The sequence below is a fragment of the uncultured Tateyamaria sp. genome, from assembly GCF_947494755.1.
Taxonomy (GTDB): Bacteria; Pseudomonadota; Alphaproteobacteria; order Rhodobacterales; family Rhodobacteraceae; genus Tateyamaria.
Genome location: NZ_CANLVZ010000011.1, coordinates 133,100 through 147,974 on the forward strand (window position 1 = coordinate 133,100; position 14,875 = coordinate 147,974).

The window sequence follows — 14,875 nt, forward strand, 5'->3', positions numbered from 1 at the left end:
GGGCGCATCAGGATGCGCCTTACCGCACAACGTTCGGGCAGTGCCGTAAGGCGGAGGCGTCCTCCGCCCGGTGCCGGTTCAGTCCTCGCCAAAGACGCGTGCAAAGATCGTGTCGACATGTTTGGTATGATAGCCAAGATCGAATTTCGCCTCGATCTCTTCGGGGCTGAGGGCAGCGACAACGTCCGCGTCTGCCAACAATTCCTCTTTGAAATCAGTGCGGTGTTCCCAGACCTTGAGCGCGTTGCGCTGCACGTATGTATAGGCATCCTCGCGGCTGACCCCGGCTTGGGTCAGCGCCAGCAGCACCCGCTGGCTCATCACGAGGCCCGGAAACTTGTTCATGTTCTCAAGCATATTGTCGGGAAAGATCAGCATCTTGTCGATCACACCCGTCAGGCGGGCCAGCGCGAAATCAAGGGTGATGGTGGCATCCGGCCCGATCATCCGCTCGACCGAGGAATGGCTGATGTCGCGCTCGTGCCACAGGGCCACGTTCTCCATTGCCGGGATCACCGCCGAGCGGACCATGCGCGCCAGCCCCGTCAGGTTTTCGGTCAGCACCGGGTTTTTCTTGTGTGGCATCGCAGAGGAGCCCTTTTGACCCATGGAAAAGAACTCCGCCCCTTCCAGCACTTCTGTGCGCTGCATGTGGCGGATTTCGATGGCGATGTTTTCGACACTGCTGGCCACGACGCCGAGGGTGGCAAAAAAGGCGGCGTGCCGGTCGCGGGGAATGACCTGTGTGCTAATGGGTTCGGGGACAAGGCCGAGCTTGTCGCACACGTGCTCTTCGACCGCCGGGTCGATATTGGCGAATGTGCCCACGGCACCGCTGATGGCCCCGGTCGCGATCTCGGCGCGCGCATCGCGCATCCGGCTGAGGTTGCGGTCCATCTCCGCATAGAAGCGGGCAAAGGTCAGGCCCATCGTGGTCGGCTCGGCGTGGATACCGTGGCTGCGCCCGATGCGGACGGTGTCCTTATGTTCGATGGCACGGCGTTTCAGGGCGGCCAACAACGCCTCGATATCCGTGACCAACAGATCGGCGGCGCGGGTCAGTTGCACGTTGAAACAGGTGTCGAGCACATCCGAAGACGTCATGCCCTGATGCACGAAACGCGCCTCCTCACTGCCCACATGTTCGGCCAGATGGGTCAGAAAGGCGATCACGTCATGCTTGGTCACCGCCTCGATCTCGTCAATGCGGGCCACGTCAAACTCCACGTCCTTGGCTTTCCAGACCGCTTGCGCATTCTCGCGCGGGATCACACCCAGATTGGCCATTGCGTCACAGGCATGGGCCTCGATCTCGAACCAGATGCGGAACTTGGTAGCGGGCTCCCAGATGGCGACCATGTCGGGGCGGGAATAGCGTGGGATCATGGGGCGGGACCTTTTTGTGACTGTCGGAACTTGCCCCGCGCTCTTAGACTGTGGCCCGAGCAACAACAAGATGAAGGCCCGGATATGAGACGCTTTGCCCTGATCGCGCTGATCGTCCTGCCTGTTCCGGCGGCAGCTGAGTGGACAGTGCTGAGCGGAGAGGAGATTCGCGCGGCCCTCACCGGGCGCACCCTGGCCTATGAAAGCGCGACACAGGATTTCCGGGCCTCGGGCAAGACGCTCTATGTGACGAACGGACGCGACAGTTGGGGGAACTGGCGGATCGAGGATGATCGCTATTGCAGCCAATGGCCGCCCTCGGACCTTTGGGCTTGCTACGCGATGGACCGCCAAGGCAACGTGCTGCGCTTTGTGGGTGAGCGGGACGATATCACCGAAGCGATCTATGCCGACTGAGCGCGTTCTGGCCGACTTCGAGGGTGCATGGACACTGTCGCGCACGATCACTCAAAACACCGGCGCATCCGCCACGTTCGAGGGGCGTGCGACATGGACGGGGGCGGGCGATGATGGGCTGGCCTATCACGAAACAGGCCTGCTGCATGTGCCGGGTGCGGCCCCGATGAAGGCCGAGCGGCGCTATCACTGGGGGCCTGATCTGACGGTTTCTTTCGACGATGGCCAGTTTTTCCACAGCGTGCCCCCGCAAGGTGGCCGGGCAACGCATTTCTGCGATCCTGATACCTATGTGGTCGACTATGACTTCACCAAGTGGCCCGCCTTCACCGCGACATGGACAGTCAACGGGCCGCGCAAAGCCTACGTGATGACCACCCGGTTCGAGCGCGAGCGCTAACCTTCATTCGACCGCGCCTTTGCACTTGCAGAAACAGGGGCGAGTTGGCACTACTTGCCCAAATCGTACAATCCCAACAGGTGAGGCCTCATGGAAACGACGTGGAATAACAAGGTGCTGAGCGACGTTCTTGGTGCGAACGAGGGCATGGCCCTGCGCATCAAGCAAGCGGTGCTGGTGGTGGCGGGCATCGTCCTTTTGGCAGTCGCAGCAAAGATCAAAGTGCCGATGTGGCCGGTGCCGATCACCATGGGCACCTTCGCGGTGCTGACGGTCGGGGCAGCCTATGGCGCGCGGCTCGGGCTGGTGACAATCCTTGGCTACATGATCGTCGGGGCGTTCGGGTTTGACGTCTTTGCAAGCTCGTCGGCCGAAGCCTATGGGCTGACCTACATGACGGGTGGCACGGGCGGTTATCTGGTCGGTTACGTGCTGGCGACACTGGCGCTTGGCGCGCTCGCGCAGCGGGGCTGGGATCGCTCGGTCCTGTGGATGGCACTGGCCATGCTGATCGGGAACGTGCTGATCTACGTACCGGGTCTGGCGTGGCTCGGTCAGCTTTATGGCTGGGATAAGCCGATCCTGGAATGGGGTCTGACGCCGTTTCTTGCGGGCGACGCGATCAAGCTGGCGCTGGCCGCATTAATCCTGCCTGCTGCGTGGAAACTGGTGGGTCGCGCCCGCGGGTGATCTTTATTTTTCCAACGAAAAAGGCGCGCAAACATAGGTTTGCGCGCCTTTTTTAATGTTCTATATCGGGTTCAGGCGTCTGCCATCGCCGCACCCTCGGCCACAAGTTCGGTGATCACTTTCGAGGTCCGCTCGAGCGTGCGGTGCACCGGGCATTTGTCCGCAATCTCAAGCAGACGGGCACGCTGATCACCATCTAACGCCCCGCTGAGGGTGATGCGCCGCTTCCACTCGTCGATCTTGTCTTCGGTGGTCGTGCCGGCATCCTGCGCGTGAACCTTGTTGTGGCTGACATCGACGCTGACATGCTCCAGCGGCCATTCCTTGCGCCGCGCATACATTCGGATGGTCATCGAGGTGCAGGCGGCCAGCCCGGCCGACAACAACCCATAGGGCGATAGGCCCTGATTGGTGCCGCCATAGGCGCGCGGCTCGTCCGCGAGGATATGATGGCGCGTGCCGTGCGTGATGTCCTGCAAAAACCCTTTCGGGTCCGCTTCGGAACTGCGCACGATCCCCTCGGGCGCGCCGATGGGCGGGGCGGGTGGCTTGAGCGCGAGGTATTTCTTGGCCCACGTGGCGATGATGTCGGCGGCATATTCCGCATGCTCGCCCTTGGTGATCAGGTGATCGGCATCGTCCAGCGTCACAAAGCTTTTGGGGTGCTTGGCGGCCAGAAAAATCTCGCTCGCGTTGTCGATGCTGACCACGGTATCGCGCGGGGCGTGCAGGATCATCAGCGCCGCATTCAGCCTGGAAATCGCAGGTGTGAGCGAGCCCTGGGCCACGTCCTCGATAAAGTCCTTGCCGATCTTGAAGGGGCGTCCGCCAAGGGACACCTCGGCCACGCCCTCGGAAATGATCTGGGGCAGAGCATCGGAAAAGTTCTGGGTGACATGTTCCGGATCGAAAGGCGCACCGAGGGTCGCGACCGCCTTGATCTGATCAAGGTTGGCCGTCGCCTTGAGCACGGCTGCTCCGCCAAGTGAATGGCCAATCAGCAGTGAGGGCGGCATGTTCCGCCCGTTCAGGTATTCTACAGCCTTTTCAATGTCTTGCACGTTGGAGGTAAAGGAAGTGTTGGCAAACTCACCCTCACTGTGCCCGAGCCCCGTGAAGTCAAAGCGCAGCACCGCAATGCCCATCGTCGTCAATCGCGCAGCCACGCGGCGGGCGGCAGGGATGTCCTTGCCGCAGGTAAAGCAGTGCGCAAAGACGGCGGTCGCCAGATGCGGCCCTTCGGGCAGGTCGAGGCGGGCGTCAAGCTGGCCGGCATGGCCTTGGAAAGTAATGCGGTCGGTGGGCATAGATATCGTCCTTTGTTGAGGACGAGAATGGGGGTGGGTGGGCGCGAAGGAAAGAGGATGTAATATGGTGCACGTGGATGTGTTGGCGTAGAAACGTGTGTCGGGCACGCCGCCCAAGAGTAGGGCAGATGTGATGCGGGTGCCGGAAGTGAAGGTACTCGGCGGGCGTCAACGGCTGACCCATCATCATTGCGCCACCCAGTTTCGGGCCGAGGGAGCCTCATGCACAGGCCCAGATGTCACCGCGCCATCATCGCCCTTTGCACAAGCCCGCCACCGCGTGCGCGGATACGAGCGGCAGGTGGCCGTGGCCATGACGCAGGCCGTCAGCCCCCCATTAATGCGGGATCAAAGGGATATGTCGTCAGGTTCTCAAACCCGTCTTCGGTGACCAGCACCTGATCCTCGAGCTTGATGGTGAAATCACCGCCAACCTCGCCCACAGCTGCCTCAACACATAGGACCATGCCCGGCTGAAGCGCGTGATCGAACGCCCCCGGCACCGCCTTGTCGGGATAGGCCACGAGCGGCCATTCATCGCAGAGCCCCACGCCGTGCATCAGGCAGCCGTATTTCTGGGCCTGAAACTTGGCGTCCAGCACGTGGGTGTTGGCCGTCAACTCGGGGATCATCACACCGGGCTTGATCATCTGCATATTCGTCATGATGTGCTCATGGGCGTGCTGCATGGCATAGATCATATCGGGGCGGGGTTTCTGATCGCCGATCCACCAACTGCGCGAGATGTCGATGCAGATGCCGTAGGATCCGATCAGGTCGGTGTCGAAACTGATGATCTCGTTTTGCTGGCACACCCGCCCACCACATTCCTGAAACCACGGGTTGGTGCGCGGGCCCGAGGCAAGCAGGCGGGTCTCGATCCACTCGCCCCCCCGGCGGATGTTCTCGGCATGCAGGATGGCCCAGACATCATCCTCGCATGTCTTGCCATCACCCACGTTCGCGCGGGCAAAGTCTTCCATCTTGCGCACGGCGGTTTCGCAGGCGTGGTTGGCACAGCGCATCGCCCGGATTTCATCGGGGCCTTTGATTGAGCGGGCGTGTTCGGTGACTTCTTCGCCGTCTTTCAGATCGAACCCTTGCGCCTCGAGCGCGCGCGCGCCGTGCAGCATAATCTTGTCCACGGCGAGGCGCATGTTGCCGCCGCCATGTTCCGCAATCAGGTCGCGCACCTCGTTCGAGAACGCATCCGCGACAGGGTCAATCCGGTCCCCGCCCGAGAAATAGAACATCGACGCGCCCGAGCGCTGCTCGCGCACCAGCGGGTTGAAGGTGCTGAGGAAGGGGGAGTTCTTGTAGTCCCAGATCACCATGTACCCATCCGCACAAACCAATACGGCGCGAAATGGATTATGCGTATTCCAAAGCTGCATGTTGGTGCTGTCAGTGGCGTAGCGGATGTTGAGCGGGTCAAACATCAGCACGCCGCCATAGTCGCGATCCACGATGTGTTGGGTCAGCCGATCCAAGCGGTAGGCGCGCATTGCCTGCAGATTGGGCAACTCAAGACCCGCAGCGGCCCATTCGCCAAAGGCAAGTTGGGGCGGTCCGATTTCGATGCGGTCCGCATCATTTGGGCTGCCATCGCCCAATGTCGCGCCACGATTTGGGTCGATCTTGCGGGTTTCGCGGTAATGCTGGTTCATGCGTAAGCCTCCGTTCCCATCAGCGTGGTCCGGTTTAGCGGGGCGGGGTTGTCGTTTTGCGACCTTCTGTGGGGTCGTTTTTCGGGAAATATCGCGGTCACGACTTCTGGAAACCCCGCCACACCCATGCCACACATCCTTATGAGCTCACCCATTTTGCAGCGCCATTTGCCCGACGATATGCACGCCACGCGCGCCTTGCCCGGTATCCAACCCGAGCGCGGGCCATGGCTGCGCGTTGACGAGGCCTATGCCGATCAGATGGGCCGACGCATCGCGCTGCTGGATCAGGCGGCGGTGGATGTGCTGTACCTTGAGCCGAACGCGCAGTCAGCGGCGGATGAGTTGCTGGCGATGGTGCTCGATATGCTCCCCGGTCTAGGCTTCACGCTACACGCCGACCAGGTCGAGTGCCCGGACGGGCGCAGGGTGGCCTTGGCCGGACATGCGAACCCATTGGCGCTGCTCGGGCACCTTATGCAGTGCGATTTCGTCATCATGCAAAAACGCGACACCGAACACGTGCTGACCGCGGCGGTGCTGTGTTTCCCGGCCTCATGGCGGCTGAGCGAAAAGGCCGGGCAGCCTCTGACGGACATCCACGTGCCTGTGCCCGAATATACCGGCGATCTGGCGGTGCGTGTGCAGCGCCTCTTTGACGGGGTGCAGGTGGGCCGTCCGCTCTGGCGTTTCAATCAGCTGTGGTATGATGATGCGGAGCTGTTCCAGCCACGCTCGGCCGGCGAACCGCGCAGAGTCGGGGCGGGGTCACGTGATGGTCCGTTTTACCGCAGCGAGCGCCAGACCGTGCTGCGGTTGCCCGACACGGGCGCGGTCGTGTTCATCATCCACACCTACGTGCTGGCCCGCGCGGACGTGCCCGACCTCGGCTGAGGATCAGGCACGCCCGAGGCACCGCTAGCCGCCGCTGAACGCATCGTCGATGACCATGTGCGGCTGGCCATCGGATGTCTTGCGCGCGCTGCGCCCCGACCCGTCGATGACGCAATTCACCTGCTGGCGAAAGGCCGAGAACTGCGTCGAGCGCACCACGTCGATGGGCGCATCGAACCGCACCGTCAGGGCGCAGCGCCCATGCGCCATGGTTCTGGCCGCGGTCACATGCCCGACAAAGCGATGGCCCAGATAGCGGCCCCGTACCCGTTGGCCGGGGGCGGGCTGCATCTGCGGGTGATCGGCGGCGCGGGCTGACAGCGTGTTCCAGTCGCGCGCGCCCCATTGATGGGCCACCGCTTCGAGGGCCTGAGCTTGACTGCAAGGCGTGCCCGCCGCCACAAGATGTGCGCGCAAGCGTTTGGCCTGCGCCTTGAGTGCGCTGCGTGAGGGAAGGGGGATATCCATATCCGGCTCCTGTTCGAAAAGGTCGCGTCGGGGCCTGGTCGGGTCTCCGCATTGCCGGGGCTGCGACCTGAGAACGGGGTCGGCGTCTCTCAGGGCTTCACCAAATGCGGAGGGCAGGGGCCTGATCCCTTGGCGGCACTTTTAGTCCGCGTTCAGGCGGGTTGGCAAGGGGTGACGCGCGCTGAACTCAGCCGTCGATGCGCGCGCCCATGATGGCGATGGATTGCTGATAGACCGTGGCCGCATTCCATTGCTTGATAACGGCGAAATTGGGTTGGCCTTCCTGATAGCCTTGCCCGGGCTGCCAGCCCTTCTGCCGCAGGAAATTGGCGGTCGAGGCGAGCGCATCGGTCTGGTTGTAGAAATCGACCCGCCCGTCGCCATTGGCGTCCACCCCGTAGCGCAGCGCATTGCCCGGCAGAAACTGGGTGTGGCCCAACTCGCCATGCTTGGCCCCTTTGGTGGCGGGGGTGATGGCACCTTGATCCACCAGTTTCAGTGCCCCGATGGCGTGGGGGGCGAAAAAGTCCGACCGGCGGCAATCATAGGTCAGCGTCACGATGGCCGACACCACGCTGCTGTCACCCATGAACCCGCCAAATGCGGTCTCCATCCCGTGGATCGCGATGATGACACCGGCGGGCACACCGTATTGACGCTCAAGGGCTGCGTAGAAGTCGGGGCTGCGCGCCTTGCGCTTGCGCCCCTGGGCGACGATCGTGTCGGCCCCGCGCACCTGCATGAATTTCGACAGGGAGTAGCGGAAGGATTTCTGGTTGCGGTCGGCGGCAATGGTGCGTGTCGCGTATTGCGCCCCCGCCAGCGCTTGCAGCCCGCGCGCGCCTACACCCGCCTGCTGCGCTTGCTGCGAGAACCCTGGTTTCCATGCCTCGAACCCGGCGGCGGTGTTGCCGCATTGGGCAAGCGCTGCGGTGCCGGACAGCGCCAAAGCGCCACCCAACGTGGCCAGAGTGGATTTCAAACGCGCATATGGCATGGCTGTCCCTCGTATCACTGTCGTGTCTGAGAGACAGGCTAGCGCGCCGCGCAGCGTTAGAAAAGGTGGATGTTTGACCGCCTAGGGGCGCACAGCGATGGGGCGGCTGACAGAGCCATCGGCGGATTGACCGGAAAAAGCGCCGAAATCTGGCATGTTCTGGCGCGCGATTGCGGCGCTGTTGAACGGGTTGGGACGGAGCTTTTGTTCGCCTTCCACGGCTTCCATATCCACCGCGATCATCTTGCCAAAGCCCGCAGGTGCCAGTTGGGTCAAAAGCCCAAAACCGACCACCGCGATCAGAATGGGCAGCCCATAGCGGATTGTTGGAATGTCAAACAGACCGTCCGTCAGGTCCCCGATCGACAGGCCAGAGGCGTTGCAGCGCAGCGATGTCAGATCACCCATGGGTGGGGCGGTCAGGTCGGGCGCGGGGGTGCCGGGGTTGGCCTGCTTTCGCGCCTCGATCCGGGCGATGCGATCCTGAAAGCTGTTTGGTTCGTCAGACATATGAGCCCTTTCCATGTGCGCTGCTGCGGCCTTGGAACCGGAATCACATGCGATCTGGGCTGCAATGGGGCGGCTCTGTGAAATTCTCGCGAAACGGGAGGATCAAGGGGCGTGCGCCATAGAAAAAGGGCGCCCCGAGGGAGGCGCCCTTTCCCGTATCAGGTGCTGAACCGTGGGGTCAGCAGCTGTAATACATGGCGAATTCAACCGGGTGCGGCGTGTGCTCGTAACGCTCGATCTCTTCCATCTTGAGGTCGATATAGCCCTGGATCTGGTCCTTGGTAAACACGTCACCGGCCAGCAGGAAGTCCATATCGGCCTGCAGCTCTTCCATCGCTTCGCGCAGCGAGCCACAGACGGTCGGGATACCGGCCAGTTCTTCGGCGGGCAGATCGTAGAGGTTCTTGTCCATGGCCTCACCGGGGTCGATCTTGTTGATGATGCCGTCAAGGCCAGCCATCAGCAGCGCGGCAAAGGCGAGGTAGGGGTTCGCGCTCGGATCGGGGAAACGGGCCTCGACACGTTTGGCTTTGGGCGACTCGGTCCATGGGATGCGCACGCAGCCCGACCGGTTGCGGGCCGAATAGGCGCGCAGCACGGGCGCTTCAAAGCCCGGGATCAGGCGCTTGTAGCTGTTGGTGCCGGGGTTGGTGAAGGCGTTGAGCGCCTTGGCGTGCTTCAGGATGCCGCCAATATAGTACAGCGCCTCTTGCGAGAGGTCCGCGTATTTATCGCCTGCAAACAGGGGTTTGCCGTCTTTCCAGATCGACATGTTCACGTGCATGCCGGTGCCGTTGTCGCCTGCGATGGGCTTGGGCATGAAGGTCGCGGACTTGCCATAGGCATGGGCCACGTTGTGGATCACGTATTTGTATTTCTGCAGCTCGTCGGCCTGGGTGGTCAGGCTGTCAAAGATCAAGCCCAATTCGTGCTGACAGGAGGCGACCTCGTGGTGATGCTTGTCCACCTTCATGCCCAGACGTTTCATTGTGGACAGCATTTCAGAGCGCAGATCGTGGGATTCGTCGGTTGGGTTGACGGGGAAATAGCCGCCTTTCACACCGGGGCGGTGGCCCATATTGCCCATCTCGTACTCGGTGCCGGTGTTCCAGGAGGCGTCCGTCGCATCGACCTCATAGGCGACCTTGTTGATGCCGACCGAATAGCGCACGTCGTCAAACAGGAAAAATTCGGCCTCGGGGCCCATGTAAGCCACGTCGCCGATACCCGAGGATTTCAGGAAGGCCTCGGCCTTCTGCGCAGTGCCGCGCGGGTCACGATCATAAGCTTCGCCGGTGTCGGGCTCGACCACCGAGCAGTGCACGCAGATCGTCTTTTCCGCATAGAACGGGTCGATATAGGCGCTGTCCTGATCCGGCATCAGCTTCATGTCGGAGGCTTCGATCGACTTCCACCCTTCGATGGAGGAGCCGTCAAACATGAACCCTTCTTCAAGAAAATCCTCATCGACCTGATCGGCCATGACGGTCACGTGTTGCAGTTTGCCGCGCGGGTCGGTGAAGCGGATGTCGACGTATTCCGCCTCTTCATCCTTGATCATGTCGAGAACTGGGTTTGCCATGTTCGGGAAATCCTTCCTGTCTTGTGCTGTAGATAGTTTTCAGAGCGCGTCCGAGCCGGTCTCGCCGGTACGGATACGAATGGTTTGTTCGATGGGGGTCACGAAAATTTTGCCGTCGCCGATCTTTTCGGTCTTGGCCGCGTCAACGATGGCTGCAATGGCCGCATCGACCTGATCATCATCCAGCACGACCTCGACTTTGACCTTGGGCAGGAAGTCGACAACATATTCGGCACCGCGATAGAGTTCAGTGTGACCCTTCTGGCGTCCGAACCCTTTGACTTCGATCACGGACAGCCCCTGCACGCCGACCTCTTGCAGGGCCTCTTTGACTTCATCCAGTTTGAAGGGCTTGATGATGGCTTCAATCTTTTTCATGGGGTGTGGCCTCCCTACGCCAAATCTTGTTTGATGGGTGGATCATCTGTTGTTTGGGCCGTCCATGGGGCCGGGTGGAGTTTCGGGGGATGGCGGGTGGATTTTTCGATGATGCCTATGGAATGTGCATTCTGCCCAAAAAGTAATCGAAATTGAATCGTGCGGAGATTGCCTTATGACCGAGCTGCTGACCGCCGCCCAGATGCGCGCGCTCGAGGCCGAGGCCATCGCCTCGGGCAGCGTCACGGGCGCTGAATTGATGGACCGCGCGGGCGCAGGCGTGGTCGCCGCCGTGTTTGAGGAATGGCCGGAACTGGGGGAGGGCCCGCACCGCGCAATCGTGCTGTGCGGGCCGGGCAACAACGGCGGCGACGGGTTCGTGGTGGCGCGTTTGCTGGCGGAGGCCGGGTGGTCGGTTGACGTTTTTCTGTATGGCGATGCGGACAAGTTGCCGCCCGATGCGCGCGCAAAATACGAGCGGTGGTGCGCACAGGGTGTGGTACATCCGTGGGGTGATCTTGATGCGGAAAAGACACCCGCAAGCCTCTACATAGATGCGGTTTTCGGAACGGGTCTGTCGCGACCTGTGCCGAAAGAGGTCTCGCGTCAACTGCTGATGGCAACGCTTCATGTTAAGCAGCGCACAAAAATTGTTGGCGTTGATGTGCCGTCTGGACTTTGCGCTGACAGTGGCAATGTCTTGGGTAACAACGGCGCGTACTGCGATCTCGTCGTGACATTCCATGCAGCCAAGCTTGGTCTGCTGTTGGGCCAAGGGCCAGTTCGATCAAAAAGGCTGCGCTGCGTTGATATCGGCTTGGAGCGGAAATTTGAGGATGGCGACGTCCATTTGATCGACCAGCAGTGGCTCTCGGCTGATGCTATTCCCAATTTGTTCAAATGGACGTTCAGGCATAAATTCAGCCATGGCCACGCGCTGCTTCTGACTGGTGGTCCTGGCTGCACCGGCGCTGCCCGACTTGCGGCACGTGGGGCATTGCGGATTGGTGCCGGCGTGGTCACGCTCGGCGTGCCGCCATCGTCTCAGATGGAGGTGGCCTCCCAGATCAGCGCCCTGATGCTGGCGCGAGTCAGGGACGAGGCGGCTTTGATGTCAGTTTTGGCAGATCGACGGATCAACGCGCTGTGTATTGGGCCGGGTTTGGGATTAGATGAACGGGCTGGTGCGCTTGTCGACGCGGTTCTGAGGTCCGAACATCTTTGCGATGACCGGCGGGTTGTATTTGATGCCGATGCGTTGTCACTGATTGCTGCTAATCCCGACCGAATGGCCGCCTTGAACGAACATGCCGTGCTGACCCCTCATGGCGGTGAATTTGCGCGGCTGTTTCCGGACATAGCTGAAAGGCTGGCCGCAGTGCCGGACCGAGGGACGATATATTCGAAAGTCGATGCGACTCGCGCCGCCGCAGCCCGGTCGGGAGCGATTGTGTTGTTCAAAGGGCCCGACACTGTGATCGCCCATCCCGATGGTCGCGCGTCGATACATGCCGCACTCTATGATCGTGAAGCGCCTTGGCTCGCCACCGCGGGGGCGGGGGATGTGCTGGCCGGGTTTATTACGGGTCTGTTGGCGCGCGGATTTGATCCAATGGAAGCGGCGGAGACGGCCGCATGGCTGCACGTGGAATGCGCGCGCGCCTTTGGTCCCGGCCTGATCGCCGAAGACTTGCCCGAAACCCTGCCGCAAGTGCTGCGCGAACTGGGGGCCTAGGCGGCCACCGATGCGGTCTGCACCATCGCAGGCACCGACAATTCGAGCCCGTCCGCATAGATCACGTGGGGCGCCTCAAAGCCCAGGCGCAACAGTGTCATGTCGCGCAGACCAAGCGAGGTGATGAACTCGTCATCAATCAGACAGCCCGCCGGCATCACCGCCTGGGACGCGCCGCGCAGCGCTTGGGCACGCCAGTCGCGCACCAGCACCATCTGGGCAGCGGGCAGCATGACATGATGGGTGGGCTTGGTGTCGCCAAGCGATCCGGCGGCGATCTTGACCGCCTCACCTGTCACGCGCTCCATCTCGACCGCTTGCAGGGTCACGAAGCCCGCGTTTCGGGTGATGATGCGATCACCGGGGGACAGATATTCCACCGGTATCTCGCCGTCTGATGTCAAAACAATGGTGCCAGACACAAGTCCGACATGTGCAATCTCTGTGCGCAATGGGGGCGTTTGCCCACACAATTCGCGCCCGACCGTTTTCGGTTTCATGGCGTCTCTTTTCTGTAACCTGCCTCTAGGTTGTGCGAACTATAGCGGATGTTGGGCCTGCTGTCGCGTAATTTCTGCGCCGGGCTTGGGCGAATACCTCTCGCATCCGCGCATCTGCTTTGCTAAGGGTCGCCATGTTGCGGGTGTGGCGGAATTGGTAGACGCACCAGATTTAGGTTCTGGCGCCTTTGGCGTGGGGGTTCGAGTCCCTTCACCCGCACCACAGTTGCTTTTCACAGGAAACAACAAACTCCTTTTAAGCAGTGAACTGGGCTGCAGTCGTTCTGCAAGAACGATGAGAGCCTCAACGGTTCTAGGTTTGTCTGATCCGTTGTACTATTTTTGGCCTGCCGCCTACGGTGACTTGAGGCCGTGCAGGTGACAGGTTGCTGTTCTCACCTGCACCGCTTTGGTTTTTTGACATGTTCGAGCGGGGTGATTTTTCCGTGACGCCATTGGGCCAGTTCTTGGGTGGATGTGCTCACGATTGGGTGCGTGGCAGATGCGGTTAAGGTCGGGATCGCACCGACAAACGCGTTGTTGCGCAGTGTGGATCATATCAGCTTCTTAAGGTGGTCGAAATGTTGGCAGAACAATCACTCAGAGATGAATTTGAGCGCCGTGGTCGGATCTGGCTGAGAAACGCGATTTCGGAAGAGGACTTAGAGCTCTTCGACAGTGCCGCTGCTACGCCAGCAACAGCTGGGCAACGACTGGAAATGTCGACGTCGACGAACGCTGCCTTATCCGAGGATCGTTCATTGCTTGGCGCTGTCCGGTGCCTGGCACCGGAGGCGATGCCCGTCCGGATTGTCTCGTTTAATAAATCGGAACGCGCCAATTGGGGCGTTCCTTGGCATCAAGATCGGGTCATCGCAGTGGCCGAAAAGGTTCATGTCGCCGGATATGTGAATTGGACCAACAAGTCGGGCATCTGGCATTGCGAGCCGCCGCAATCCATCCTTGACGAAATGCTATTTGTGCGCGTTCACCTCGACGACACCGATCAGCGCAATGGCGCGATGCACATTGCTGTAGGCAGCCATGCAGAAGGAATTGTCCCATCGGCAAAAGCTGAAGACGTGGCCGAGACCTATCCGATCGAGACGTGTGCCGCCAAGCGCGGTGATGTCTTGATACTAAAGATGCTGACCTTGCATTCCTCGAAACCTGCAAAGGTTCAATCCGGACGCAGAGTGTTGCGCATAGATTTTTCGTCGTCTCAGTTGCCGTCGCCTCTGTCGTGGCACGGGCGGGCCACCGAAAACTGATTTTCGTCGCCAAAAAATGAATGCTGGCAGGGCCGACACCGCAAATATGCCTCGAAAGTCGGAAACGGGCAGACCATCGAGATCAGTTTTGCCAGATCGTTGCGCAACGCCCCTCGAACGGGGCGTCATCATCGCCCAACGCAAGCATTCCAAACCATTAGAAGGTAATGTTGACCTTGATCGCCTGCGTCCGGTCGCCTGCGCGTTCAAAGGCTTGCACTGCGTCGTCGATCCCCATCGCATGGGTGATCAACGGGCGCACATCCAACCGGCGCGCGCGCATCATCTCGACGGCCGTAAAGAACTCGGCGTGAAACCGGAATGAACCCTTCAACTGCAACTCCTTGGCGGTCATGGCCTGCATTGGCAGGGTCATGTCGCCCCCGCTGATCCTCCCCCACTGAAGTGGTCCTTCGCTATGTTTAGGAAAACGGAGGAAGCACATGGCAAACAAGCGACCAAAGCCGGAAGAGATTGTCACGAAGTTGCGGCAGGTTGAGGTTCTGACGGGGCAAGGCATGCCGCGTCTGGATGCGATCCGCCAGATTGGTGTGACTGAACAAACGTTCTGCCGCTGGAAGGAGAAATACGGTGGTATGGGCACGGATCAATTGAAGGAACTGAAGCGTCTACAGAAAGAGAACGAGCGTTTGAGAAAGGCCGTATCGGATCT

At 60.8% G+C, this 14,875-nt stretch carries 17 protein-coding genes and 1 tRNA gene; 8 read left to right on the forward strand and 10 right to left on the reverse strand.

Annotated elements, in window-relative coordinates:
• Positions 1–78 precede the first annotated feature (78 nt).
• Complete coding sequence (purB, locus tag Q0908_RS14460; protein ID WP_299285843.1) at positions 79–1,386, reverse strand: adenylosuccinate lyase; 1,308 nt, start codon at positions 1,384–1,386, stop codon at positions 79–81.
• 84 nt (positions 1,387–1,470) lie between these two features.
• Here purB and Q0908_RS14465 point away from each other — a divergent pair, with 84 nt between their 5' ends.
• From Q0908_RS14465 to Q0908_RS14475, 3 genes are all read left to right on the forward strand, one after another.
• Positions 1,471–1,803 carry a hypothetical protein gene (locus tag Q0908_RS14465; protein ID WP_299285846.1) on the forward strand — a complete coding sequence of 111 codons (333 nt, stop codon included), beginning with the start codon at positions 1,471–1,473 and terminating at the stop codon, positions 1,801–1,803.
• Positions 1,793–2,203, forward strand: coding sequence for a DUF6314 family protein (locus Q0908_RS14470; protein WP_299285849.1), 411 nt, complete (start codon positions 1,793–1,795; stop codon positions 2,201–2,203). Before Q0908_RS14465 ends, Q0908_RS14470 begins: the two co-directional genes overlap by 11 nt.
• Before the next feature lie 90 nt (positions 2,204–2,293).
• Positions 2,294–2,893, forward strand: coding sequence for a biotin transporter BioY (locus Q0908_RS14475; protein WP_299285851.1), 600 nt, complete (start codon positions 2,294–2,296; stop codon positions 2,891–2,893).
• A gap of 71 nt (positions 2,894–2,964) precedes the next feature.
• Here Q0908_RS14475 and Q0908_RS14480 read toward each other — a convergent pair whose 3' ends face one another.
• A complete protein-coding gene (locus tag Q0908_RS14480; RefSeq protein ID WP_299285854.1) occupies positions 2,965–4,200 on the reverse strand; it encodes a bifunctional alpha/beta hydrolase/OsmC family protein in 1,236 nt (411 codons plus the stop codon).
• A gap of 326 nt (positions 4,201–4,526) precedes the next feature.
• The gene (gene dddP, locus Q0908_RS14485; RefSeq protein WP_299285857.1) at positions 4,527–5,867 is read right to left on the reverse strand and encodes a dimethylsulfonioproprionate lyase DddP; all 1,341 of its coding nucleotides are present in this window, start codon (positions 5,865–5,867) and stop codon (positions 4,527–4,529) included.
• A gap of 141 nt (positions 5,868–6,008) precedes the next feature.
• Between dddP and Q0908_RS14490 the strand changes: the two genes are divergently transcribed.
• On the forward strand, positions 6,009–6,761 hold the full coding sequence (locus Q0908_RS14490) for a DUF3445 domain-containing protein (RefSeq protein ID WP_299285860.1): 753 nt from the start codon (positions 6,009–6,011) through the stop codon (positions 6,759–6,761).
• Positions 6,762–6,785: 24 nt separating this feature from the next.
• On the opposite strand, the gene Q0908_RS14495 is transcribed toward Q0908_RS14490, so the two are convergent.
• From Q0908_RS14495 to Q0908_RS14515, 5 genes are all read right to left on the reverse strand, one after another.
• The gene (locus Q0908_RS14495) at positions 6,786–7,229 is read right to left on the reverse strand and encodes a glyoxalase superfamily protein (protein WP_299285863.1); all 444 of its coding nucleotides are present in this window, start codon (positions 7,227–7,229) and stop codon (positions 6,786–6,788) included.
• 187 nt (positions 7,230–7,416) lie between these two features.
• The gene (locus Q0908_RS14500; RefSeq protein ID WP_299285866.1) at positions 7,417–8,226 is read right to left on the reverse strand and encodes a lytic transglycosylase domain-containing protein; all 810 of its coding nucleotides are present in this window, start codon (positions 8,224–8,226) and stop codon (positions 7,417–7,419) included.
• A gap of 81 nt (positions 8,227–8,307) precedes the next feature.
• Complete coding sequence (locus tag Q0908_RS14505) at positions 8,308–8,736, reverse strand: hypothetical protein (protein ID WP_299285868.1); 429 nt, start codon at positions 8,734–8,736, stop codon at positions 8,308–8,310.
• Between the two features lie 178 nt (positions 8,737–8,914).
• Positions 8,915–10,318, reverse strand: coding sequence for a type I glutamate--ammonia ligase (glnA, locus tag Q0908_RS14510; RefSeq protein WP_299285870.1), 1,404 nt, complete (start codon positions 10,316–10,318; stop codon positions 8,915–8,917).
• Between the two features lie 39 nt (positions 10,319–10,357).
• Complete coding sequence (locus tag Q0908_RS14515; RefSeq protein WP_039683188.1) at positions 10,358–10,696, reverse strand: P-II family nitrogen regulator; 339 nt, start codon at positions 10,694–10,696, stop codon at positions 10,358–10,360.
• Positions 10,697–10,871: 175 nt separating this feature from the next.
• On the opposite strand from Q0908_RS14515, the gene Q0908_RS14520 reads away from it, so the two are divergent.
• Positions 10,872–12,431, forward strand: coding sequence for an NAD(P)H-hydrate dehydratase (locus tag Q0908_RS14520; protein WP_299285873.1), 1,560 nt, complete (start codon positions 10,872–10,874; stop codon positions 12,429–12,431).
• Here the strand turns inward: Q0908_RS14520 and Q0908_RS14525 are convergent.
• Entirely contained in the window at positions 12,428–12,931 is a 504-nt protein-coding gene (locus tag Q0908_RS14525; RefSeq protein ID WP_299285876.1) for a Hint domain-containing protein, read from the reverse strand. The genes Q0908_RS14520 and Q0908_RS14525 overlap by 4 nt on opposite strands.
• Positions 12,932–13,070: 139 nt before the next feature.
• On the opposite strand from Q0908_RS14525, the gene Q0908_RS14530 reads away from it, so the two are divergent.
• Positions 13,071–13,154 (forward strand) — tRNA-Leu (locus Q0908_RS14530).
• 358 nt (positions 13,155–13,512) lie between these two features.
• A complete protein-coding gene (locus tag Q0908_RS14535) occupies positions 13,513–14,202 on the forward strand; it encodes a phytanoyl-CoA dioxygenase family protein (RefSeq protein ID WP_299285879.1) in 690 nt (229 codons plus the stop codon).
• A gap of 157 nt (positions 14,203–14,359) precedes the next feature.
• Here Q0908_RS14535 and Q0908_RS14540 read toward each other — a convergent pair whose 3' ends face one another.
• A complete protein-coding gene (locus Q0908_RS14540; protein WP_299285882.1) occupies positions 14,360–14,578 on the reverse strand; it encodes a hypothetical protein in 219 nt (72 codons plus the stop codon).
• 67 nt (positions 14,579–14,645) lie between these two features.
• Here Q0908_RS14540 and Q0908_RS14545 point away from each other — a divergent pair.
• On the forward strand, positions 14,646–14,875 hold a 230-nt coding region (locus Q0908_RS14545; RefSeq protein WP_299285885.1), incomplete at its 3' end, for a transposase.

Coding starts and splice junctions, on each gene's coding strand:
- dddP (WP_299285857.1), bottom strand. CDS start 5,867: ATGAACCAGCATTACCGCGAAACCCGCAAGATCGACCCAAATCGTGGC.
- Q0908_RS14475 (WP_299285851.1), top strand. CDS start 2,294: ATGGAAACGACGTGGAATAACAAGGTGCTGAGCGACGTTCTTGGTGCG.
- Q0908_RS14480 (WP_299285854.1), bottom strand. CDS start 4,200: ATGCCCACCGACCGCATTACTTTCCAAGGCCATGCCGGCCAGCTTGAC.
- Q0908_RS14540 (WP_299285882.1), bottom strand. CDS start 14,578: ATGACCCTGCCAATGCAGGCCATGACCGCCAAGGAGTTGCAGTTGAAG.
- purB (WP_299285843.1), bottom strand. CDS start 1,386: ATGATCCCACGCTATTCCCGCCCCGACATGGTCGCCATCTGGGAGCCC.
- glnA (WP_299285870.1), bottom strand. CDS start 10,318: ATGGCAAACCCAGTTCTCGACATGATCAAGGATGAAGAGGCGGAATAC.
- Q0908_RS14465 (WP_299285846.1), top strand. CDS start 1,471: ATGAGACGCTTTGCCCTGATCGCGCTGATCGTCCTGCCTGTTCCGGCG.
- Q0908_RS14525 (WP_299285876.1), bottom strand. CDS start 12,931: ATGAAACCGAAAACGGTCGGGCGCGAATTGTGTGGGCAAACGCCCCCA.
- Q0908_RS14520 (WP_299285873.1), top strand. CDS start 10,872: ATGACCGAGCTGCTGACCGCCGCCCAGATGCGCGCGCTCGAGGCCGAG.
- Q0908_RS14535 (WP_299285879.1), top strand. CDS start 13,513: ATGTTGGCAGAACAATCACTCAGAGATGAATTTGAGCGCCGTGGTCGG.
- Q0908_RS14500 (WP_299285866.1), bottom strand. CDS start 8,226: ATGCCATATGCGCGTTTGAAATCCACTCTGGCCACGTTGGGTGGCGCT.
- Q0908_RS14495 (WP_299285863.1), bottom strand. CDS start 7,229: ATGGATATCCCCCTTCCCTCACGCAGCGCACTCAAGGCGCAGGCCAAA.
- Q0908_RS14515 (WP_039683188.1), bottom strand. CDS start 10,696: ATGAAAAAGATTGAAGCCATCATCAAGCCCTTCAAACTGGATGAAGTC.
- Q0908_RS14505 (WP_299285868.1), bottom strand. CDS start 8,736: ATGTCTGACGAACCAAACAGCTTTCAGGATCGCATCGCCCGGATCGAG.
- Q0908_RS14490 (WP_299285860.1), top strand. CDS start 6,009: ATGAGCTCACCCATTTTGCAGCGCCATTTGCCCGACGATATGCACGCC.
- Q0908_RS14470 (WP_299285849.1), top strand. CDS start 1,793: ATGCCGACTGAGCGCGTTCTGGCCGACTTCGAGGGTGCATGGACACTG.